The sequence below is a fragment of the Mucilaginibacter sp. 320_HR genome, from assembly GCF_059691875.1.
Genome location: NZ_JCAWAI010000001.1, coordinates 381,481 through 402,244 on the forward strand (window position 1 = coordinate 381,481; position 20,764 = coordinate 402,244).

Genomic DNA, 20,764 nt, shown 5'->3' on the forward strand with positions numbered 1-20,764 from the left:
AGTAAATGAGGGTTGGTGACAGCCCTATGTCAGCAGGGCATACTTAATACTTTTTGTAATTGAATTGCTAATGCCACGGTATTTAACAAACTTTATAACGGATTTATACGTGCAGTAAAATCCGGGATCGTAAATTAAAAATCTAACATCACCCATGCCCTTCATCCTGAACAAAACCGATAGTATAGCCAACTTGTTTTTAGCCGAACTGCGGGACGCAGCTATTCAGCAGGATAAAGGGCGTTTTCGCCGCAACCAGCAAAAGCTGGGAACTATACTGGCTTATGAGATAAGTAAATCGTTCCGCTACGAAGCAAAGGATGTGCAAACTCCTTTAGGTACCGCCAGCATAAACCTGCCGACTGTACAACCTGTACTGGCAACTATACTAAGGGCGGGTCTGCCTTTTCACCAGGGGTTTATGGACGTTTTTGAACAAGCAGATTCTGCATTTATCACCGCCTGCCGCAAAACTAAAAAGAGCGGCAGCTTTACCATCCAGGTTGACCATATTTCGGCCCCGGACCTAAACGGGCGGTCGTTGATCATGATAGACACGATGCTGGCTACCGGGCAAAGTGTGGTAAGGGTTTGCAAGGAGCTGATGGCGCAATACCAGCTAACCGAACTGCACATTGCCGCGGTAATAGCCAGTGCAGAAGGTGTTGCCCATGTAAGGGCGAACTTACCAAAAGCTAAAATATGGGTATGCGCGGTAGATGAAGAGATGACAAGCAAGAGCTACATTGTACCCGGGCTGGGAGATGCAGGAGACCTGGCGTTTGGGGAGAAGGCGTAGCGCCCTAAAGGGGAACCAGAATAGTTGACTTACGTAGGAGAATTTTAGATTTTTGAATTGTTAGCTTTGCTTATATGTTTTCTACGCCGCAATCTGACATCGTCAATCTTAATTCCAAAGTATACAAACACATCTTTTTTGATCTTGACCACACCATCTGGGACTTTGACCGCAATGCGGAAGAAACCCTGCTGGAGCTTTACAGCGTTTATAAGCTGGCAGATATTGGTGTGCAGTCGGCAGCGGAGTTCATAGAAATATATACCCGTAATAATCACCAGCTTTGGGCCGATTATCACCTGGGTAAAATAAGCAAGGATGTTTTACGCGAGACCCGTTTTAAGAAGACCTTCCTGGAAATGGGTGTACATCCCGAAGCTGTACCTGCTGCATTTGAGGACGACTATGTAAGGCTTGGTCCGTATAAAACAAATCTTTTTCCGCACGCGCATGAAACACTGGCTTACCTGCAAAGTAGATACACACTGCATTTGATCTCCAATGGGTTTAAAGAATCTACTGAGATAAAGGTAAGCGGAACCGGGCTGGGAAAATACTTTCAAAATGTGATCATTTCCGAAGTGATTGGCGTAAATAAACCCGATCCGCTGATCTTTCAGCATGCGGTTGAGCTTGCCGGTACTACTAAAGAAGAAAGCCTGATGATTGGCGACAGCCTGGAGGCGGACGTACGTGGCGCTTTGGGGTTTGGTATGGATGCTATTTATTTTAACCCATTCCGGGTAGATAAGCCTACAGACATACCTATGCAGATACATCATTTAAAAGAATTAACTTTAATCCTATGAACCTGGCTGAAGAGCGCCGCGCTATTGACGAGGCTTTAGACCGCTACCGCGAATGGCTGGACACCATACCAGACAGTAGCTTTGATGTTACGCCTGCCAAAGGTGGCTGGAGCTATGCGGAGGTGTATGACCACATTATGAAAGCCAGTTTGGGTTCGTCTATTGCCCTGGAGCGGTGTACGCATGATAATTGCCCACCATCAAAAGGCGGAGTTACACTTACAGGCTGGTACATCCTGCTTATGGGAGCTTTCCCACCCTTTAACACAAAAGTGCCTGAAGAAGCTGCTGCCAAAGTGGCCCCTGCGAAAATAGATAAAGAGACTGCCCGTAACCAGATAATTAAAGTACGCAAGCGGGTAGCCACAACCGCCGGGTTAATAGCTGCTGCACCAACCGATGCACGCTGGCAGCATCCGCGAATGGGCATGCTAAATGCGGCCCAATGGTTTAAATTCATACGCGTTCACCTGCAGCATCATTTAAAGCAGATGGAGCGGATAAAAGCGTCTTTTAACACATTTAAATAAGCCCCAATTTTCATTCCCATTTCATGTTTAAGAGGTAACTTAGTATAAGAATTGAAAGGGACTAAAAAACTTCTTCTGTTAAAGTAACCTTTTACATTTAATATAGTCTTAACAGTAAAATAACCTGATTACCTGATATTTGCTTAAACAAGGACAGATGAATTTTGAATTTGCTTATTTGTTTGTAGTTGGTTTGCTGGTACTGCTCGGCGCCTTTTACCTAAGCCCTTATGAGCTTAAGGTAAATGAGGATGACGACGAGGAATAAAGCCTTCGGCAACCGGTAACTACTCTGATACTGACCGATACTATACCGGCCTTGTATAATAGCCCCCATTTTTGATGGCGAAAAGAGAAGTTGATATTGTTATTATTTCTGATGTGCATTTAGGCACCTACGGCTGTCACGCCAAGGAACTTTTAAAGTACCTCAAGAGCATCAAACCCAAGATGCTCATCCTCAACGGAGACATTATTGACATTTGGCAGTTCAGTAAATCTTACTGGCCCGAAAGCCACATGAAGGTGGTAAGGCGGATACTTAAGTTTGTTACAGAAGGCGTTCCTGTGTATTATCTCACCGGCAATCACGACGAGATGCTGCGCAAGTTTACCGACCTCAATCTTGGTTCATTTCAGCTACTAAATAAAATAGTACTGAACATCGATGGGAAGAAAGCCTGGATATTTCATGGTGATGTTTTCGATGTAACTATGCAGCATTCCAAGTGGCTTGCAAAATTAGGTGCTGTTGGGTATGATACACTTATTCTCATCAACAGCTTAACTAATTGGTTCCTTACCGCTGTGGGCCGGGAAAAGATGAGTTTCTCTCAAAAAGTTAAAGCAAAGTTTAAAGACGCTGTGAAGTTTATTAACCAGTTTGAGCAAACCGCGGCCGATCTTGCAGTAGAGAAAGCTTACAGCTACGTTATTTGCGGACATATCCACCATGCCGAGATAAGAGAGATCCAATCTACCGAACAATCCGGTAGTGTGCTTTACCTGAACAGCGGCGATTGGGTAGAGAGCCTTACTTCATTAGAGTACCACAATGGCGACTGGCGGGTCTTCAAGTTTAACCCGGATGATTTTAAATCCGATGCTGATGAGGAGGATATATCCGACGCAGAGGACCTCAATGCTATGCTCGACGTGAAGGTTCTGCTGGAACGTTTTAGGCAAGAAGCGGAGTAAAATAAGCTATCCGTTCTCGTTTCACCATTTCCTAACCGCTTGTAAACTTTTGTTTGCTAAATTGCCCGCAATTCTATCTCCATGAAAATACTATTTGGCATACAGGGTACCGGCAATGGGCATATCAGTCGCGCCCGTGAAATTGTTCCCCTTTTGCAGCAGTATGGCGAAGTGGACCTGCTGGTAAGCGGCACCGAAGCTGAAGTTAGCCTGAGCCAGCCGCTTAAATACCGTTTTCATGGTTTTAGCTTTGTTTTTGGGAAAAAGGGAGGTGTAGATAATTGGGCTACCTTTAAGATCATGAACCTTCCGCAGCTTTGGCGCGATATGCGAAACCTGCCGCTTAAACAGTATGACTTAATTATAAACGACTTTGAACCGGTAAGTGCCTGGGCCTGCCGCATTCAGGGCGTGCCCTCGGTATCGTTAAGTCACCAGTGTTCGTTCGTGTCCAAAAAAACACCCCGTCCCGCAAAGTGGAACTATGCGGAGTGGCTATTTAAGTATTACTCACCAACAACGCATCACATAGGCTTCCATTTTGAACGTTACGCCGATTTTATTCATACGCCTGTTATACGTACCGATATTCGTAAACTGGAAACATCAAACAAGGGGCATTACAGCGTATACCTGCCCGCCTATGGCGATAATACGCTTATAAAAAATCTGGGGCAGGCAAAAGATGCCGAATGGCACGTATTTAGTAAACGTACCAAGTCGCCATACCGCGAAGGTAACGTTCACATTTTTCCTGTTAATAACGAAGCTTTCAATAACAGCCTGGCCAGCAGCGCCGGCCTGCTTACCGGCGGAGGTTTTGAAGGCCCTGCTGAAGCGCTGTTTATGGGTAAAAAAGTAATGATGATACCCATGAAGGGGCAGTACGAGCAGCAATGTAATGCACTGGCTGCATCGCACCTTGGGGTAAAGGTTGTAGGTACCATTGGGCACGACTTCTCTACGCACATTAACGACTGGCTTGCCGATGATAAACGCATCAATGTCGATTTCCCCGACGAGACGGCGCAAATTGTAGATGATATGGTAAAGCGGTACGCCCGGCAATAATCCATTAGTCCGAATACGCTTTTTCTGCTAATTTTGCCGCCACAAGCAAGCCGCTATGGTCAACTTTTTTAAGCTTTATAATCCCCTCAGCATTCTTTGGCTTGCCATTCTGCTCTACTTGCTGCGTATTGGTTTTATAGTAAGCGCGCCAGACAGGGTAGAGTTTATTTTTGTGGAGCCTTTTGCACGGTTGCTGATACCCGTAACTTACGAATACGCTTTTTCAACCGCCCTTAATGTTTTCCTGGCGGGTATTTTAGTGCTGGGGCAGGCAGTGCTGGTAAACTACTTCGTTAATCATTATAACCTGCTGGGCAAGCCCACTTTTCTGCCGGCTTTAATGTACGTGACAGTAGCGTCACTTTTTAAGCCGTTCATGATATTAAGTGCGCCGCTTATATGCAACTTCCTGCTTATATGGATGCTGTTTAAGCTGGCCAGCTTTTACAAAGGCGATGATGCAAAGTCCACCGCTTATGACCTGGGGATAATAGTAGCAATTGGTTCGCTAATCTATCTTCCATTCATATTCATGTTCCTGGCAGTGTGGATCGGCCTTGTCATTTTCCGCCCGTTTAGCTGGCGCGAGTGGGTATCTGCCGTACTTGGCTATGTAACCGTATTTTTCTTCCTGGCCGTTATTTATTATTTGAGCGGACGTTTTGGTAATTTCTTCCGCATATGGGCGCCGCTGGGTTCAAAGTTCCCCAATGCTGTCAGGATAAATTATCTTAATTACCTGGTGCTGGTGCCTGTGCTGGTTATTCTGGCTTTATACTTTATTAAGCTTCAGCAAAATTTTTACAAAAGCTACGTGCAGGTGCGCAAATGCTTGCAGTTGTTGTTTTTTGTATTGCTTATTGCAGGGCTTTCATTTTACATCAAAGCAGATTTTAACCTTGCGCATTTTATCATGTGCGTAGTGCCTTTGGCGGTATTCTTTTCTTATTATTTTCATAACGCAACTAAGCGTTGGTTTTACGAAGGATTGTATTTGCTGCTGCTTATCAGCATAGTATATTTCCAGTTTAACACTTTTTAACTTTTACATTCGTCCTTATTTGGGCTTATGTGTTAGTTTTGTAACATGAAATTTGGCGTAGTAATATTTCCGGGCTCCAATTGTGATGAAGACATCATCCACGTACTGCAAAATGTTATGGGACAGGATGTGGTTAGGTTATGGCATAAAGATCATGATCTTCAGGGTGCCGACTTTATAGTTTTACCTGGTGGCTTTTCCTTTGGCGACTATTTGCGCTCAGGCGCTATCGCTCGTTTTTCACCTATTATGCAGGAAGTTATACAGTTTGCTGCGAAGGGTGGTAAAGTGCTTGGCATATGCAATGGTTTCCAGATACTTGCCGAAGCCGGCCTGGTACCGGGAGCGCTGCTGCACAATAAAACCCGTAAGTTCATCTGCCGTAATATCTATCTTAAACCACAAACCACTAACTCGCTGGTTACCCGTGGTATTGAGCCGGAGCGTGCTTTAAAAATACCAATTGCACATGGTGAAGGCAACTATTTTGCAGACGCCGATGTGCTTAAAGAGATTAATGATAACGACCAGGTACTTTTCCGTTATTGCGACGAGGCTGGTAATATAACCGATGATGCTAACCCTAACGGTTCACTGGAGAATATTGCCGGTGTTTGTAACAAAGACCGCAACGTGTTTGGCTTTATGCCACACCCTGAGCGCGCCTCAGAAGCATTGGTAGGCAACCAGGATGGCTTGGCTATTTTCGAGTCGATTATAGCGTTGGCTAATGCCTAATGGCAAACCTGGTTGTTGATATTGGTAACACGCTGGTGAAAATAGCGGTGTTTGAAGGTGATGAACTGCAGTGTGTAAAGCAATACGCCGATCCTGCTGAAGAGGAGATAGACACTTTATTTACGGACTACAACATCGCTAAAGCAATAATATCGTCGGTAAGGAAAGAGAAAGCCACTTGGCTGCTGAAATTGGAAGACCGGTTTGATACAATAAACTTTAACAGCACAGTTGCTACAAGTATAAACAACCATTACAAAACACCAGCAACCTTAGGCCCCGACAGGCTGGCCGCGGTAGTGGGCGCTAATCGATTATATCCTGGTACAAACAACATGATTATAAGCGGGGGCACAACCATTACGTATGATTATGTTGATGCAGAGACAAATTATTTTGGAGGGAGCATATCACCCGGCCTAAATATGCGTTATAAAGCCTTGAATTACTATACCGGCGGGCTGCCGTTGTTACAAGCCGACGCAGGCTTTGACAGGAGTAGCGGAGACGATACCGCATCTGCAATTACTTCGGGAGTGCAAAACGGGATAAAATACGAGCTTACAGGTTTTATAGAAAGCTATACAAATACACACCGGGAGTGCAATATCATACTAAGCGGGGGCGATAGTATTTTCTTTGATACTCTTTTGAAAAATAGCATCTTTGCCCCCTATATAAAAATTGAACCCTACCTGGTTCTTAAAGGATTAAACGCAGCGATACAAGCATAATGATTAGATACATACGGTTCATACTTATACTTTCTTTAACAGCAGCGGCGGCCGGTGCAAATGCACAATCTACCGCTACTACAAGTTCACCTTACTCCAGGTATGGTATCGGCGATCTTAGCCCGAGTGTATTGCCTCAAAGCCTTGGTATGGGCGGTATAGGTACTGCCATTAACAAAATAAGCGGCTATAACTATATTAATCCGCTAAATCCTGCGTCTTACGCGTCAATCAATTACACTATTATTGATGCCGGTGTAAGCAGCAACATCAACACTTTAACTAAAAGCGGCCAGAGCAATCAAACAAATGCCAGCTTTAGGTACAACCATTTGGCGTTCGCATTCCCAATATCTAAGAAATCTGCTTTCGCATTCGGCCTTATGCCGTATTCGGAGTTAGGTTACAATTACCGTCAAAAACAAAGCAACTTTGGTACCGGTCTGCCTGCAGATACAAACGAAGTTAACTACCTGTACTCAGGAGATGGTGGCTTATCTAAATTCTTCTTTGGTTACGGTCATCGTTTTGGTGGTTTATCGCTGGGTATCAACGGCTCTTACATTTTTGGTAACCTAAAGGAAACCCAATCAACAGAAGTGCCTAAATTGTTCGGCACTCTAAACTCACGCGAAGAAGAAAGCAACGCCATAAACGGTTTAACTTACGATTACGGGGTACAGTACAGCATAGATTTTTCGCCACGTAAACACCTAACTTTTGGTTACTCTGCATCAGCAAGCTCTAAGTTGAATTCACGCAATAGCTACATTGTAAGCAGCTACTTCACCGATGCAAATGGTAACCAGGATATAGCAACTGACAGCCTGGTGAACCGCCAGAGCCCAAAAGCAAAAGTAGCGTTGCCACAGATAAATCACTTTGGTATAAGCTACCAGTACGATGGTAAATACCTGATTGGTGCCGACTATAGCATAGGTAACTGGAGCAATCTTACAGTTGCCGGTGTGAACAAAGGTTTGCAGAACAGCCGCACATTTAACGTAGGTGGCCAGGTAACACCAAATGCAGCATCGCTATCAAGTTACCTTGCACGTGTTGACTACCGCTTCGGGGTGATATACGATCAGACGTACTTAAACATAAATAACACCAATATAAAGCGCTACGCTGCAACCTTTGGGTTAGGCTTGCCGTTGCCACGTAACAACAACGCTTTCTACAAAATAAACCTTTCGGCAGAATATGGCCAGCGTGGAACGCTTACTAACAATCTGGTAAAAGAAAAGTATGTGAACCTTCACCTATCCTTTACGCTGAACGATCAATGGTTTGTGAAGTACAGGTATGATTAAGCTTAATTTTGTTCATCAGGTTTCTTTAAAGCACTACACATTTGCCGCTCTTTTCGCGGCAATGTTTTTTAGTGCCTGCGAGAACGATATCAACAAGATTAAAGCAATAGCAGCTGCCGACGCTACCAAACCTATCCAAACCACCAAGGGAGTAGATGTTATTTTCAGTGACTCGGCTATAGTGAAGTTTCGTGTTATCTCCCCCTTGATGGTGCAATACCAGGGCAAGCAGAAGGATTCTATCAGCGTTATGCCTAAAGGTGTCAAAATCATCTTTCTTGACAAGGATCTAAAGGAAGCCGGTACTATCGTGTCCGACTCTGCTGTTACCCGCAACGAGAATAAATTTATGGAGTTCAGGAAGAACGTTGTTGCGCGCAACACAGAGGGCACCGTTTATAAGTCGGACCAGTTGATTTACGATACCGAAAAGAAGACCATTTATTCTACTAAAATGGTGGAGATGACCAAAGCTAACGGCGATATTATGCACGGTACCAGTTTTACAAGCGATGATAAGCTGCTGCACCCGATATTTCAGAATGCAACTGGTGTTATTCACGTAAATGGCGACAACCTGGCGCAGTAAATCCACTGTAATTTTTACGCAATTTTTTGTGTAATAGAATTTTAGTAAAAATTGTATCTTGCGCCTCTTTTTTGAGAACTATTAAAATATATATTAGAAGAGTTATATGGGCATAATGAGTTATTTGCGGGAGCGGATGGGTAAAATTCTCGCAATTGTGATTGGTTTGGCACTGCTGGGTTTTGTAGCCGAAGAAGTGATCAAATCCGGAAGTTCTATTTTCAGGGATAACCAAACTGATATAGGCGAAGTGAACGGCAGCGCGATAAGCTATAACAAGTTTAACCAAAGGCTGGATATTGCTACTAACCAGTTTAAACAACAAGGGCAAAGCATTTCTCCGCAAATTACCAGCTACTTACAGGAAACCACCTGGAACCAATTCTTAACAGAGAAGTTGCTGGGTAAAGAAATTGAAAAATTAGGTTTGGTTGTTGGCGATGCCGAAATACAATCAATGGTTAGCGGCAGCAACCCTGACCCACAAATAGCGCGACAGTTCTCAGACCCGCAAACCGGTCAGTTTGATCGTGCCAGGTTAAACCAGTTCCTTACTTACATCCAGTCTAATAAAGCAGATACCGCTCAGCTTTCATCATGGGCTGCTTTTGTAAGCGAAGTGATTAAAAGCCGCACGCAGCAAAAATATGTGTCGCTGGTAAGCAATGGCCTTTACATCAATTCGCTGGAAGCACAGGACGAATATCAGGGCAAAAACAAGCTTGCTAACTTTAAGTATGCTGTTTTGGATTATGCATCTATTCCAGACAACAAGGTAACTCCTACAGACGACGACTTTAATGCGTACTACAACGAGCACAAAAACGAGTTTAAAAATAAAGAAGAGTTAAGGAACATTAACTACGTAAGCTTTAACGCTGCACCGTCTAAAGCGGATAGCGCTGCTATTAAAGTACAAGTAGATAAACTGGCTGCCGACTTTAAGGCATCTACCAACGACTCACTATTTGTTCAGGTAAATTCTGAGACAAAAACGCCAATAGCTTACGTTAAAAAAGGAAGGTTAGATCCGCAGCTGGATTCGGTAATGTTCAATGCAGAGAAAGGCTTTACTTACGGCCCATACCTTTCTAACGGTAGCTATAAAATCGCTAAACTTATAGATACCAAAGTTGGTCCGGATTCAGTGAAAGCACGTCACATCCTGCTTGACCCGGCTGCCGAAGGTGGTTTGCCAAGGGCACAGGCAAAGGCCGATTCGTTAAAAGCGCTAATACAAAGCGGTAAAGCAACCTTTGCAGATTTGGCTAAGAAGTTTTCTACCGACAAGCAGTCTGGTACAAACGGTGGCGATCTGCCTACATTTGGTCGCGGTGCTATGATCCCGGTTTTCGAGGACGCGGCATTTGATGGCAAACAAGGCGATATGAAGATCGTAACCTCTCAGTTTGGTGTTCACCTTATCGAGATCCAAAGCCAAAAAGGATCATCTAAAGTTGTTAAGGTTGCCCAGGTAGATAAGCCACTTGAGGCAAGCGAGCAAACACAAAATGCTGTTTACAATAAAGCGCAGGCATTCCTGAGCTCTTTAAATAAAGACAACTTCGAAGCGGAAGCAAAGAAAGCCGGTCTTTCTGTTAAGAACGCTTTCGATATCACTGGTACGGCTGCTGTATTGCCGGGCCTTGAAAATGCACGTGCATTAGTAAAGTGGGCTTTTAAAGCAGATAAAGGAGACTTCTCTGAAGAGGTTTACCCTATAGGCGATCAGTATGTAGTAGCCCGCCTTGCCGAAATTAAGCCGGTAGGTTTCCTTAGCCTTGACGCTGTTAAGGCAGAAATAACCCCTGCTGTAAAGATCAGGGTTAAAGCAAAACAACTTACCGATAAATTCCAGTCGGCTTTAAGCGGTGCGTCTTCTATAGATCAGGTAGCGCAAAAAGCAGGCACCAAAGCGGTACCTTTGCAAAATATAGTATTTGCTAACCCGGTTATACCAGGCGCAGCTGCCGAGTATAAAGTTATAGGTACTGTATTTGGATTGCAGCCAAACAAACTATCTAAGCCTATTGATGGTGTACAGGGTGTTTACGTGGTAAGCTTGGACAGCTTTGTAAACCCTGCACCTGCAACTAACCTGGTAAGGGAGAAACAAACCCTGGCACAAACGCTTGAGCAGCGCGCAGGCAACCAGGTGTTGGAAGCACTGAAAGATAAGGCTATTGTAAAAGATAACAGGGCTAAGTTCTTATAAGCTAAATTTAAAGTATTTTTGTATCCGGTAATAGCGTACAGCTGTTGCCGGATTTTTTTTGATTAAGAACGGCAAAATGGATATTCAGGAAACCATCATTAATAAAGTGGCGCAAAGCGGGCTGGTAACGATTGACCCTGCGCAGTTTTATCCACAAGGTGAACGCGTGGTGTATGATATAAAGGAAAACCTTTTCCACGGGCTTATTCTACGTGAGAAGGATTTTAGAGATTTTGTAAAAGGACATGACTGGACACAGTACCAGAATAAGTATATTGCAGTAACCTGTTCTGCCGACGCTATTGTACCGGCATGGGCTTATATGCTGCTTGCTAACCGTATGGCACCTTACGCGAAAGACATTGTATTTGGAGACGCTGATGTATTGGAGACAGTTCTGTTTACAAAGCAGATGGAAGCTAACCTCGACGTTGAACAATATCGGGATCAGCGGCTCGTTATTAAGGGCTGCGGAGATACCCCGGTGCCAGTGTCAGCTTATGTAGAGCTTACTAAAAGGCTTACACCTGTTGCAAAGAGCCTGATGTTTGGCGAACCTTGCTCCACTGTACCTATTTACAAGCGTAAAGATTAAACTGCTGGCTGGGTTGCATCGTCTCACGTGGGAACGATTATAATTTGAATGAAAAACTACTTGCCCTTTTTGCTGCTGCTTTTCTTCACCAAGAGTTTTTGCCAGGAAGTTACCAAAACGGATGAGGTTGCTTTTCAGCCCGGTGAGCAAATTACCTACAAGCTTAAGTATGGTTTTTTTACAGCTGCAGAAGCGGTAATAAAAGTAGAGAACAGCGCACAAAAATTCGAAGGCAAACCTGCTTTACATATTTTTGCTAACGCCAATACTGCAGGTACATTTAACCTGCTTTTTAAGGTGCGGAATAGATATGAAACCTTTATAGATCCGCATACGCTGCTGCCTTATTATTATAGTGAAGAACGCAAAGAAGCCAGCTACAAGCACTCGGACAAGGTTACCTTTGATCATGAAAAGGACATTATTACTGCCAATCGTGGTAAATACCCGTTCAAAGGCAACGTGTTTGATTTCCTGTCGGCCTACTATTATGCCCGCAACATTGATGTATCTGGCTTGAAGATAGGGCAGAAGCTGGACCTGCGCTACTTTCTGGAAGATGGCATACACACCCTTACCATTACTTACCTGGGTAAAGAACAGGTAAAGTGCGGTTTGGGTACGTTTAATTGTTTAAAGTTTAACCCCACCATTATCCCCGGCCGCATATTTAGAAAAAACAGTATGCTATATTTGTGGATTACAGATGACAAGAACCGCATACCTGTTAAGGCTCATGTGGAGTTGGTTGTTGGTAGCCTGGTGATGGATCTTACGCAGGCCAGCGGTTTAAAATATCCGCTTAACCCCGTTAAAAAATAGAACTGATGATTGAAGTAGGCAGCGTTTTACTGCACGAAGATGTTATAAGAGAGAACTTTGTTTGTAATTTAAACAAATGTAAAGGTGCGTGCTGCCTTGAGGGCGACTCTGGTGCGCCCTTAAACCATGATGAACTGGCGATATTAAAAGATATCTACCCTAAGGTAAAGCCTTACATGACCGCCAAAGGTATTGCCACTATAGAGCGGGAAGGCACACACGTAACAGACTTTGAAGGAGATTACACTACCCCATGTGTAGACAAGAACAAAGAGTGCGCCTATGTTACCTGGGAAAACGGCATCACGAAGTGTGCTATAGAAAAAGCTTATGAGCACGGCGACATAGATTGGCAAAAACCTATCTCCTGTCATTTATATCCTATCCGCATTACCGCTTACCCGGAGTTTGATGTGTTGAACTATGATCGCTGGAGCATTTGCAGCCCGGCATGCAGCTTTGGCAACGAGCTGCAGGTGAAAGTGCACGAGTTCCTGAAAGGGCCCCTTATTCGTAAATACGGCGAAGAGTGGTACCGGGATCTGGAGGACTTTGTTGCTGGTATATAGCACCAACCACTAGCCGACACCTGCTTTCTGAATTATTTTGGCAATATTTGCTGAACTATATTACTCAACCCAATAGCAGTTGATGAGGAAAGCGTTAATAACAGGTATTACAGGTCAGGACGGTGCGTATTTAGCCGAATTTTTACTTAAAAAGGGTTACGAGGTACATGGCGTTAAACGCAGGGCTTCATCTTTAAATACAGACCGCGTCGATCACCTGTATCAGGACCCTCATGAAACAGGCGTAAGGCTGCACCTCCACTACGGAGATCTTACCGATTCTACCAATCTTATACGTATCATACAGGAAGTTCAGCCCGATGAAATTTACAATCTGGGCGCTCAAAGCCATGTTAAGGTAAGTTTCGACACGCCGGAGTATACCGCCAATGCGGATGGGATAGGCGTGTTGCGGATTTTGGAAGCCATAAGGTTATTGGGTCTGACAAAAAAAACTCGTTTGTACCAAGCTTCTACCTCTGAGTTGTACGGACTGGTTCAGGCAGTGCCGCAAAGTGAAACAACGCCGTTTTACCCGCGGTCTCCGTATGCTGTGGCTAAATTGTACGGCTACTGGATAATAGTAAATTATCGCGAAGCTTATGGGATGTATGCCTGTAACGGCATCTTGTTCAATCATGAGAGCCCTGTACGCGGGGAAACTTTTGTGACGCGAAAAATTACACGCGCGGTGTCTAAGATAGCTTTAGGGCTACAGAGCACGCTATATGTAGGAAATCTTTCGGCACAGCGCGATTGGGGCCATGCAAAAGATTACGTAGAGGCTATGTGGGTAATGTTACAACAGGATAAACCTGAGGATTTTGTAATAGCTACCGGCGTAACCACTACCGTAAGAGAGTTTATTAAAATGGCTTTCGCAGAGTTGGGGGTTACTATTGAGTTTAGCGGGAGAGATCAGTTTGAAAAAGGTGTAATAATTGATGTTGATGAAAGTACGGTTGCGGAACTGGGCCTTAATACATCGGTACTGGCGCCCGGGCAAACAGTTGTAAAGGTAGATGCAAAATACTTTAGGCCTACGGAAGTAGAGTTGTTAATTGGTGACCCATCCAAAGCGCACCGGGAACTAGGCTGGCAACCCAAATACGATTTGCAGGCGCTTGTGGAAGATATGGTAAAAGCAGATCTCCACCTTGCAAAGAAGGATGAGTGCTTAAGAGCCGGCGGCTTTAAAACTTTAAACTATTTTGAATAAATCGGGTTAATCCCATGTCTTTATATTTATGAAGAAAACCATAATCAGCAGTATAATTTTACTGTTTACTGCGGGTGCGGTAAAGGCCCAGTCTGTATATCAACCCTATTCTTACCAGTTTTTCCAAAAGCTGAATGCAGAAGTATATTCCACCAAAACCCGTGTTCACACCGCATTTAAACCATATTTCGCTGATGATTCTTTATTGAGTACCCGTTACGATTCGCTGGTGAACTACGGCGTTGTAAAAGATGGCGCGTACGCCAAAATATTCAATGAGCACCTAATTGATATCCAAAAGCCTACATCAACATTTTACGCAGATCTGCTGCCCGACTTCCAGATCGGTCGGGATTTTTCCGGAAAGAAGACCACACATTACAGTTCCATAGGTTTACAGCTTGGTGGTACAGCTGCCGGTAGTAAATTATCTTACAACATTACCGGGTACCTCAGCAATGCAAAGTTCCCGGATTATCTTTCTACTTATATTAATCAGGTGGGCATCATACCAGGTACTGCAGTTGCCCGTGTGCTGTCTAGCGATCCGGATGCTTACAATTGGCGGTACATCACAGCAAATGTATCTTACACCCCTAGCAAGTACTTCAACTTTTCTGCGGGGCGCGACAAATCTTTTGTGGGTGATGGTTACCGTTCTATGCTTTTGTCAGATTATGCGTCGCCTTATCCCTATTTCAGGGTTACCGCCAACGTTGGGAATGTTAAATACATTTCTATGTGGGGCTACTTTAATGATCCGGCTGCAACCAGTGATCTGTTCATTGATCGGCATAAATGGGGCGTATTCCACTACCTGGACTGGAATGTCAGCAACCGGGTGTCCATTGGTTTCTTCGATTCCGTTATTTGGGCTGATCAGGACGACTCAGGGCACAAGCATGGTTTCGACCTTAACTATATTAACCCTTTTATTTTCTTGCGCCCGGTGGAAGCCTCTAATGGTTCTCCGGATAACGCGCTTATTGGTCTTACCACCAAATACAAGATAAGCGATGGCCTTACAGCTTACGGCCAGTTCTCACTTGATGAGTTTGAGTCTAAGCAGTTCTTCTCTAACCCGGGTAGCTACCGTAATAAATTTGGCTACCAGCTTGGTGTAAGGGGAGCTAACCTGTTTGGAGTGAAGAACCTGAACTACCTTGCCGAAACCAACAGTGCAAGGCCATATACCTACTCAGAACGTTCTTCTATTATTAATTATTCGGCCAACAGCGAGCCACTTGCGCATCCATGGGGTGCTAATTTCCGCGAATACGTAGGCTTGCTTAATTACTCCTATCAGCGTTTTGACTTTTCCGGCGAAGTAGACCTTGGCCATTACGGCCTTGATGTAGGTACTGCGGAGAACAATGGTAAAAATATCTTCCTGTCGTACCGCAACCCGGTTAAGTTTGATGGGAATTACATTGGCCAGGGTTTAACAACCAATATGGTTTACCTGCAGGGGAAAGTGGCATTCGTAATTAATCCAAAGACCAATTTACGTGTGGAACTTGGTGGTATTTACCGCACCGAGAAGAACAGCGCTTTTAATGATAAAACCGCAATGATCACCTTTGGTATCCGCAGCTCGTTTAGGGATATGTATACTGATATTACAAGTTTTAGGTCGCACTAGGAATCAAGATTTCATTTCTTCTTGTATGGCTCGCAGGAACTCATTTGCATGCTGTGATCCGATAATGTAGAGCAGTCCGTCCCTATCTGTTAGATGGATAGCGTCGTTACCGGCTGTGTAAAATCTTATGGTGCCTTTAGAGTGCAGGTTGTACACGGGGTTATTGAACCAGTAGCGGCTATAAACCCCTTTTTCTACCTTAACAATACTGTTCAGGTCTATTTTAACCAGGCGGGTTGTCCAAAGCCCGTCAACCAATATGCTTTTATTGATTACCCTGGTGCGGAAGTGCAGCAGGAAACCCATGATGATAGAAATAGTAATAATAGAAAAACCAACCACTGCCAGCAGGTCGCCGTTTAGTTCGCGCTCATCTGTAAAGAAATATGCCGCGAAACAAAACATTGCCAGTATCAGGCGAATGGTAATAGGGATCCACTCGCGGCCCAGGTACTGCTTTTCGGTAAAAACGGCTTTATCGCTCATATTTTGGTGAGTTCGAATATAGTAACTTTTTTAGTTGTATCATCTACCTTGTACCTGTTGTCGGGCCGGTAGCCGCCCAGCCAGATGATGTCGCCATTGGCATTCACTAACACGGGTACATCCTTCTTTTTATGGAGCGGCACCTTCTCACTAACGAAAAAATCACTCAGCTTCTTACGTGTCCGCATCCCCAAAGGGTAAAATTGATCGCCCTGCTGCCAGCTGCGTACGGTAAGCGGATAACTAAGCTTATCAGCATCTACTGATACTGCCAAAGGATTATCTCTGATGATCAGCGGACTATCATCATGTAAAATAGTAAGCTTATAGCTGCCGAGGTGAGCCGTATGCTGATGAGCTTCTATGGTAATCTCTTCAAAAGGCTGCTTCACTAATTCAGAAATAATGATCTCTTTACGATCGACAACCAACTGATGACTTCCGCTTTCGAAGACCCTGCCGGCGTGTTTGCCTAAGGCAGTCAGCAAGTCGTCTACCACCGGCTCAGTAAAGCCATAAGGCTGCAGCAGTTTAAACATAAGCAGCCTTTTAGGCGACAGCTTATCTATCTGATCAATTTCAATGCGTATTTCGTCGTCCGCAACCGTTACAAGCTGGCGGCGGTGCTTCTCTACGGTTTCGTCAAGCAGTTGCTCCAGTTCACGAAACCCGCGCAAATTGTTTTCAAAGGTAGCCTCCAGGTTGGGGTTAAGGGCCTTAAGTACCGGCACAACTTCATGCCGTATCTTATTGCGTGCATACTTGGTGGAAGCGTTGGAACTATCTTCCCGGTATTCAAGTCGCTCTGCTGTTACTATTCGTTCTATTTCTTCTCTGGTAAAGCCTAATAAGGGGCGGGCAAGGTTACCGTTTTTGGGTAAAATGCCATGCAGTCCGGCGATGCCCGTACCACGTGTAAGGTTTAACAATATTGTTTCAATCGTATCGTTCTGATGGTGTGCAAGGGCAACTGTATCAAAGCCTTCGGTTTTAATCAGTTGATCAAACCAGTTATACCTAAGCTCGCGGGCAGCCATCTGGATAGATATTTTATGTTCTGATGCGTAACCTGCGGTATCAAAGTTAATGGTATAGAAAGGTTTGTTAAGCTGTTGAGCCAGCTGTCGGGTAAATTCCTGATCGGCATTCGCGTCGCTGCCGCGGAGCATAAAGTTGCAATGAGCTATGCCAAAATTATAACCCGATAAACTAAGTAAATGCGCCATCAGAACAGAATCCATACCGCCGCTCACCGCCGCCAGGATTTTGGTGTCCCTGCGGAATAGGTTATGTTGGTTTATAAACCCGGTAAAGCGTTCTACAGGAAGCATTAGCCAAAATTATTAATTTAATAACCCCAGCAAAAAACTAATTTTGCCATTGTGATAAAATACGTCTTTAGTATCCTTTTTATACTCACTGCTGTTACTGCATTTGCGCAGAAAAGATCTGTAGTGAACCTTATCCACTCTTCAAGTACCGAGAACGTAAGGATAAACGGAAAAGATGTAGTAAAGGTACACCAAGGCATATTTCAGCAGGATTATTCGGTAATGCGGTCAGACAGTGCTTACTTCTACGTGCAGGATAATGCTTTTGATGCCTTTGGCCACGTGAACATTACACAGGGTGACACGCTGAACATCTTTAGCGATAAACTTAATTATAACGGCAACACCAAGGTGGCTATCCTTACCGACAACGTAAAGATGGTTGACAAGGATGCGACGCTCACCACCAATTATCTTACCTACAATACGGCTACCCGCATTGGTACCTATACCGGGGGCGGCAAAATTGTAAATAAAGACAACACGCTTACCAGTAAGAACGGCTACTATTTTGCTTTTTCGAGAGATGCTTACTTCCGTTATGATGTAGTAGAGGTTACGCCCGACGCCTTGATAAAAACCGACACCATGCGGTATAATTCGGGTACGCGCATAGCCTACTTTTATGGCCCAACCAACATTTACGATACTAAAGACAAGAAGGACACGCTCTACACCGAAAATGGTTTGTATAATACCATTACGGAACAAGCCTTCTTTGGTAAAAGGAACTTGTATAAATCGGGCACAAAAAGGTTAAAAGGGGACAGTCTGTTTTATGATAAAAAAGCAGGCCTTGGCCGTGCGGTAAAGCATGTGATATTTACAGATAGTGAGCAGAAAACCAATTTGTATGGCGACCTGGCAAACTATTACAAAGATGAAGAGCGCACTGTGGTAACCCAGGACCCGTATGTTGTTATTGTTACTGAGGAACGGGATACTACCGCTAAAGACTCTGTTGCTCCTAATGCTACTAAAGATGTTAAGGCAGGGAAGGGTAAAAAAGTATCTCCTATTAAAGCGCCATTATTAGACGTTGCTAAAGCGCCTTTGGGCACTCCGGTAAAAGCAACTCCACCAGTCAGCCCTATTAAAGCGCCGCCGCTGGGTACGCCGGTAAAAGCCCTGAGTACAGATACGCTTGCTAAACGGGATTCCTCAATAAAAGTCGATTCTCTTGCGAAGCTAAAACCCAGGGAGAAGACCAAGCACGATTCCGTGTACATATCTGCCGATGTACTGGTCACCCAAATGATGACCTACAAGGCGTATAAGGACATGATTGAGAAGGAGCGACTTTCCCGCATACGCGATACCACCAAGATAAAAGCTGCAGCAGCAAACGCCAAAGCAGGCTCCAAATACAGGCGCGGGGAGCTGCTTGTACTAAGGCCGCCGGGCAGCCGTCGGGATAGCATTATGTTGCCGCTGCTGTTTGGATTGCCAAAAAAACAAGCCACACCGGTTGTAGCTGCAAATGGTAAAGCCGATAAGGGTGCCAAAGGCAGGCAGCAGCCGAAAGCAGCAAACGGACAGGAACAGCCGCCAAGAGATGTGGCCGACGAGGTTGACAACGACCCCGTATTTAAGGTGAGGCCGATAACACTTAGTGATACCGCCCGCATCAGGATTGTTAAGGCTTACCATAATGCAAAGCTTTTTAAATCTGACCTGCAGGCGAAGTCAGATTCAATGTTCTACAGTTATGCCGATTCCACACTCCGCTGCTTTGTAAACCCGCTCATCTGGACGCAGGGATCGCAACTCTCAGGCGATACCATTACGTTGCAAATGCACAATAAGAAGATTGATAACCTGATGATGTTCCCTTCGGCATTCATCGTGAATATTGAAAAAGACGACTCGGTGAACTTTAACCAGGTATCCGGCAAGCGAATGCGTGGCTTTTTTAAAGATGATAAGCTAGACCGGATGTATGTATCGGGCAATGCCGAAAGTATCTATTATTCCCGCGATAGCGGTAAAGTATCAGGCATGGAGCGTTCCCTTACCACCAGGATGCGGATCCTCTTTAAGGATAACAGCGCTACCGACGTGTTTAATGTTACCAAGCCGGAGCATAGATATGGCCCGTTGGCTAAGTTTAAGGAGGATGAGCGGATACTGAAAGGCTTTATTTGGAAGCCAAAAGAAAGGCCGATTTCCAAGGAGTCTATCATTCCGTCATACAGCCGCAAACAAGCCGCTGCCGCCGCTAAGAATAACAAGGGCAAGCCTCCGTTAAAGCCGGGCACAAGCGATAAAATGCCTGCTGATACCGCGAAAAACAAACCACCCGCATTGTTGCTGCCAAAGGGTAGTAAGGACAGTACCGGCGTTAAGACTGCTCCTTTGTTAAAGCCTGCCGCCGACAAGACCATAGTAAAGCCAGCAATGAAACCTATTGGAGGCATTAAAGCGGATACAACTAAGAAACAGGTTAAGGATACTACCGCTGTTAAAAAGCCATAACTATTCGGCTGCTGAGTTAAGGAATGCTACCAGCTTTTCAACCGCTATAGCGCGGTGGCTAATGGCGTTCTTCTCCTCCATGGTCATCTCTGCAAACGTAGCGTCATAACCGTTGGGCTGAAAAATGGGATCGTAACCAAAGCCCTTTGCGCCCGACATTTCCGTACGGATGGTCCCCTCAACAATACCTTCAAAAAAGTGCCCGGCACCTCCCCATATCAGCGAAATCACCGTGCGGAACTGTGCCTTGCGATTGTCTGACCCGCTAAGATTCTCCAGCACTTTATTAATATTTGCCTGGTGATCACCATGTGCGCCGGCATACCGTGCGGAGTAAATACCAGGCTCGCCGTTTAGGGCACCAATTTCCAGTCCGCTATCATCGCCAAAACAATTTAGCTGATAGCGGTCCCATATCAGTTTGCTTTTTATAGAGGCATTCTCACGAAATGTGGTGCCGGTCTCTTCTATATCATCGTTAAAGCCAATGTCATCCAGCGTGAGCAATTTAAAACGGCCGTTAAGTTTGGCTGATACTTCTTCCAGTTTATGGCGGTTGTTTGTAGCGAATACTAGTTCCTGCAT

Annotated in this window: 20 protein-coding genes; 17 read left to right on the forward strand and 3 right to left on the reverse strand. The window is 44.7% G+C overall.

The window, feature by feature from the left end; all coding sequences use genetic code 11:
• The first annotated feature begins 154 nt into the window (after nt 1-154).
• The 16 genes from upp (at nt 155) to AC59GT_RS01715 (ending at nt 15,887) form a co-directional block, all read left to right on the forward strand.
• Nucleotides 155-799: a uracil phosphoribosyltransferase gene (upp, locus tag AC59GT_RS01640; protein WP_497236019.1), complete on the forward strand. Its 645-nt coding sequence runs from the start codon at nt 155-157 to the stop codon at nt 797-799.
• A gap of 74 nt (nt 800-873) precedes the next feature.
• Nucleotides 874-1,608, forward strand: coding sequence for a YjjG family noncanonical pyrimidine nucleotidase (locus tag AC59GT_RS01645; protein WP_497236020.1), 735 nt, complete (start codon nt 874-876; stop codon nt 1,606-1,608).
• Nucleotides 1,605-2,138 (forward strand): DinB family protein, encoded by a 534-nt coding sequence (locus AC59GT_RS01650; RefSeq protein WP_497236021.1) that lies wholly within the window; start codon nt 1,605-1,607, stop codon nt 2,136-2,138. The genes AC59GT_RS01645 and AC59GT_RS01650 overlap by 4 nt, the downstream gene beginning before the upstream one ends.
• A gap of 342 nt (nt 2,139-2,480) precedes the next feature.
• Nucleotides 2,481-3,335 (forward strand): UDP-2,3-diacylglucosamine diphosphatase, encoded by an 855-nt coding sequence (locus AC59GT_RS01655; protein ID WP_497236022.1) that lies wholly within the window; start codon nt 2,481-2,483, stop codon nt 3,333-3,335.
• Nucleotides 3,336-3,416: 81 nt separating this feature from the next.
• Complete coding sequence (locus AC59GT_RS01660; protein WP_497236023.1) at nt 3,417-4,406, forward strand: glycosyltransferase family protein; 990 nt, start codon at nt 3,417-3,419, stop codon at nt 4,404-4,406.
• Nucleotides 4,407-4,461: 55 nt separating this feature from the next.
• Nucleotides 4,462-5,448 (forward strand): DUF6427 family protein, encoded by a 987-nt coding sequence (locus AC59GT_RS01665; protein WP_497236024.1) that lies wholly within the window; start codon nt 4,462-4,464, stop codon nt 5,446-5,448.
• A 45-nt stretch (nt 5,449-5,493) separates the two neighbouring features.
• Nucleotides 5,494-6,186: a phosphoribosylformylglycinamidine synthase subunit PurQ gene (gene purQ, locus AC59GT_RS01670; protein ID WP_117384614.1), complete on the forward strand. Its 693-nt coding sequence runs from the start codon at nt 5,494-5,496 to the stop codon at nt 6,184-6,186.
• The gene (locus AC59GT_RS01675; protein ID WP_497236025.1) at nt 6,186-6,920 is read left to right on the forward strand and encodes a type III pantothenate kinase; all 735 of its coding nucleotides are present in this window, start codon (nt 6,186-6,188) and stop codon (nt 6,918-6,920) included. Before purQ ends, AC59GT_RS01675 begins: the two co-directional genes overlap by 1 nt.
• Complete coding sequence (gene bamG, locus AC59GT_RS01680; RefSeq protein WP_497236026.1) at nt 6,920-8,236, forward strand: BamG family beta-barrel-assembly machinery protein; 1,317 nt, start codon at nt 6,920-6,922, stop codon at nt 8,234-8,236. Before AC59GT_RS01675 ends, bamG begins: the two co-directional genes overlap by 1 nt.
• A complete protein-coding gene (gene lptC / locus AC59GT_RS01685; RefSeq protein WP_497236027.1) occupies nt 8,229-8,825 on the forward strand; it encodes an LPS export ABC transporter periplasmic protein LptC in 597 nt (198 codons plus the stop codon). The genes bamG and lptC overlap by 8 nt, the downstream gene beginning before the upstream one ends.
• A 115-nt stretch (nt 8,826-8,940) precedes the next feature.
• The gene (locus tag AC59GT_RS01690; protein ID WP_497236028.1) at nt 8,941-11,040 is read left to right on the forward strand and encodes a peptidylprolyl isomerase; all 2,100 of its coding nucleotides are present in this window, start codon (nt 8,941-8,943) and stop codon (nt 11,038-11,040) included.
• Between the two features lie 76 nt (nt 11,041-11,116).
• On the forward strand, nt 11,117-11,635 hold the full coding sequence (locus tag AC59GT_RS01695; RefSeq protein WP_497236029.1) for a DUF2480 family protein: 519 nt from the start codon (nt 11,117-11,119) through the stop codon (nt 11,633-11,635).
• 48 nt (nt 11,636-11,683) lie between these two features.
• Nucleotides 11,684-12,457: a DUF3108 domain-containing protein gene (locus tag AC59GT_RS01700; RefSeq protein ID WP_497236030.1), complete on the forward strand. Its 774-nt coding sequence runs from the start codon at nt 11,684-11,686 to the stop codon at nt 12,455-12,457.
• A gap of 5 nt (nt 12,458-12,462) precedes the next feature.
• The gene (locus tag AC59GT_RS01705; RefSeq protein ID WP_117384607.1) at nt 12,463-13,026 is read left to right on the forward strand and encodes a DUF3109 family protein; all 564 of its coding nucleotides are present in this window, start codon (nt 12,463-12,465) and stop codon (nt 13,024-13,026) included.
• A gap of 82 nt (nt 13,027-13,108) precedes the next feature.
• Nucleotides 13,109-14,245, forward strand: coding sequence for a GDP-mannose 4,6-dehydratase (gene gmd, locus AC59GT_RS01710; RefSeq protein WP_497236031.1), 1,137 nt, complete (start codon nt 13,109-13,111; stop codon nt 14,243-14,245).
• A gap of 28 nt (nt 14,246-14,273) precedes the next feature.
• The gene (locus AC59GT_RS01715; RefSeq protein WP_497236032.1) at nt 14,274-15,887 is read left to right on the forward strand and encodes a gliding motility protein RemB; all 1,614 of its coding nucleotides are present in this window, start codon (nt 14,274-14,276) and stop codon (nt 15,885-15,887) included.
• Nucleotides 15,888-15,890: 3 nt separating this feature from the next.
• Here the strand turns inward: AC59GT_RS01715 and AC59GT_RS01720 are convergent, their stop codons facing one another.
• Nucleotides 15,891-16,373 carry a hypothetical protein gene (locus AC59GT_RS01720; RefSeq protein ID WP_497236033.1) on the reverse strand — a complete coding sequence of 161 codons (483 nt, stop codon included), beginning with the start codon at nt 16,371-16,373 and terminating at the stop codon, nt 15,891-15,893.
• On the reverse strand, nt 16,370-17,704 hold the full coding sequence (tilS, locus tag AC59GT_RS01725; protein WP_497236034.1) for a tRNA lysidine(34) synthetase TilS: 1,335 nt from the start codon (nt 17,702-17,704) through the stop codon (nt 16,370-16,372). The genes AC59GT_RS01720 and tilS overlap by 4 nt, the downstream gene beginning before the upstream one ends.
• A 51-nt stretch (nt 17,705-17,755) precedes the next feature.
• On the opposite strand from tilS, the gene AC59GT_RS01730 reads away from it, so the two are divergent.
• On the forward strand, nt 17,756-20,179 hold the full coding sequence (locus AC59GT_RS01730; RefSeq protein WP_497236035.1) for an OstA-like protein: 2,424 nt from the start codon (nt 17,756-17,758) through the stop codon (nt 20,177-20,179).
• Here AC59GT_RS01730 and rdgB read toward each other — a convergent pair whose 3' ends face one another.
• Complete coding sequence (rdgB, locus tag AC59GT_RS01735) at nt 20,180-20,764, reverse strand: RdgB/HAM1 family non-canonical purine NTP pyrophosphatase (RefSeq protein WP_497236036.1); 585 nt, start codon at nt 20,762-20,764, stop codon at nt 20,180-20,182. It abuts the gene before it with no gap.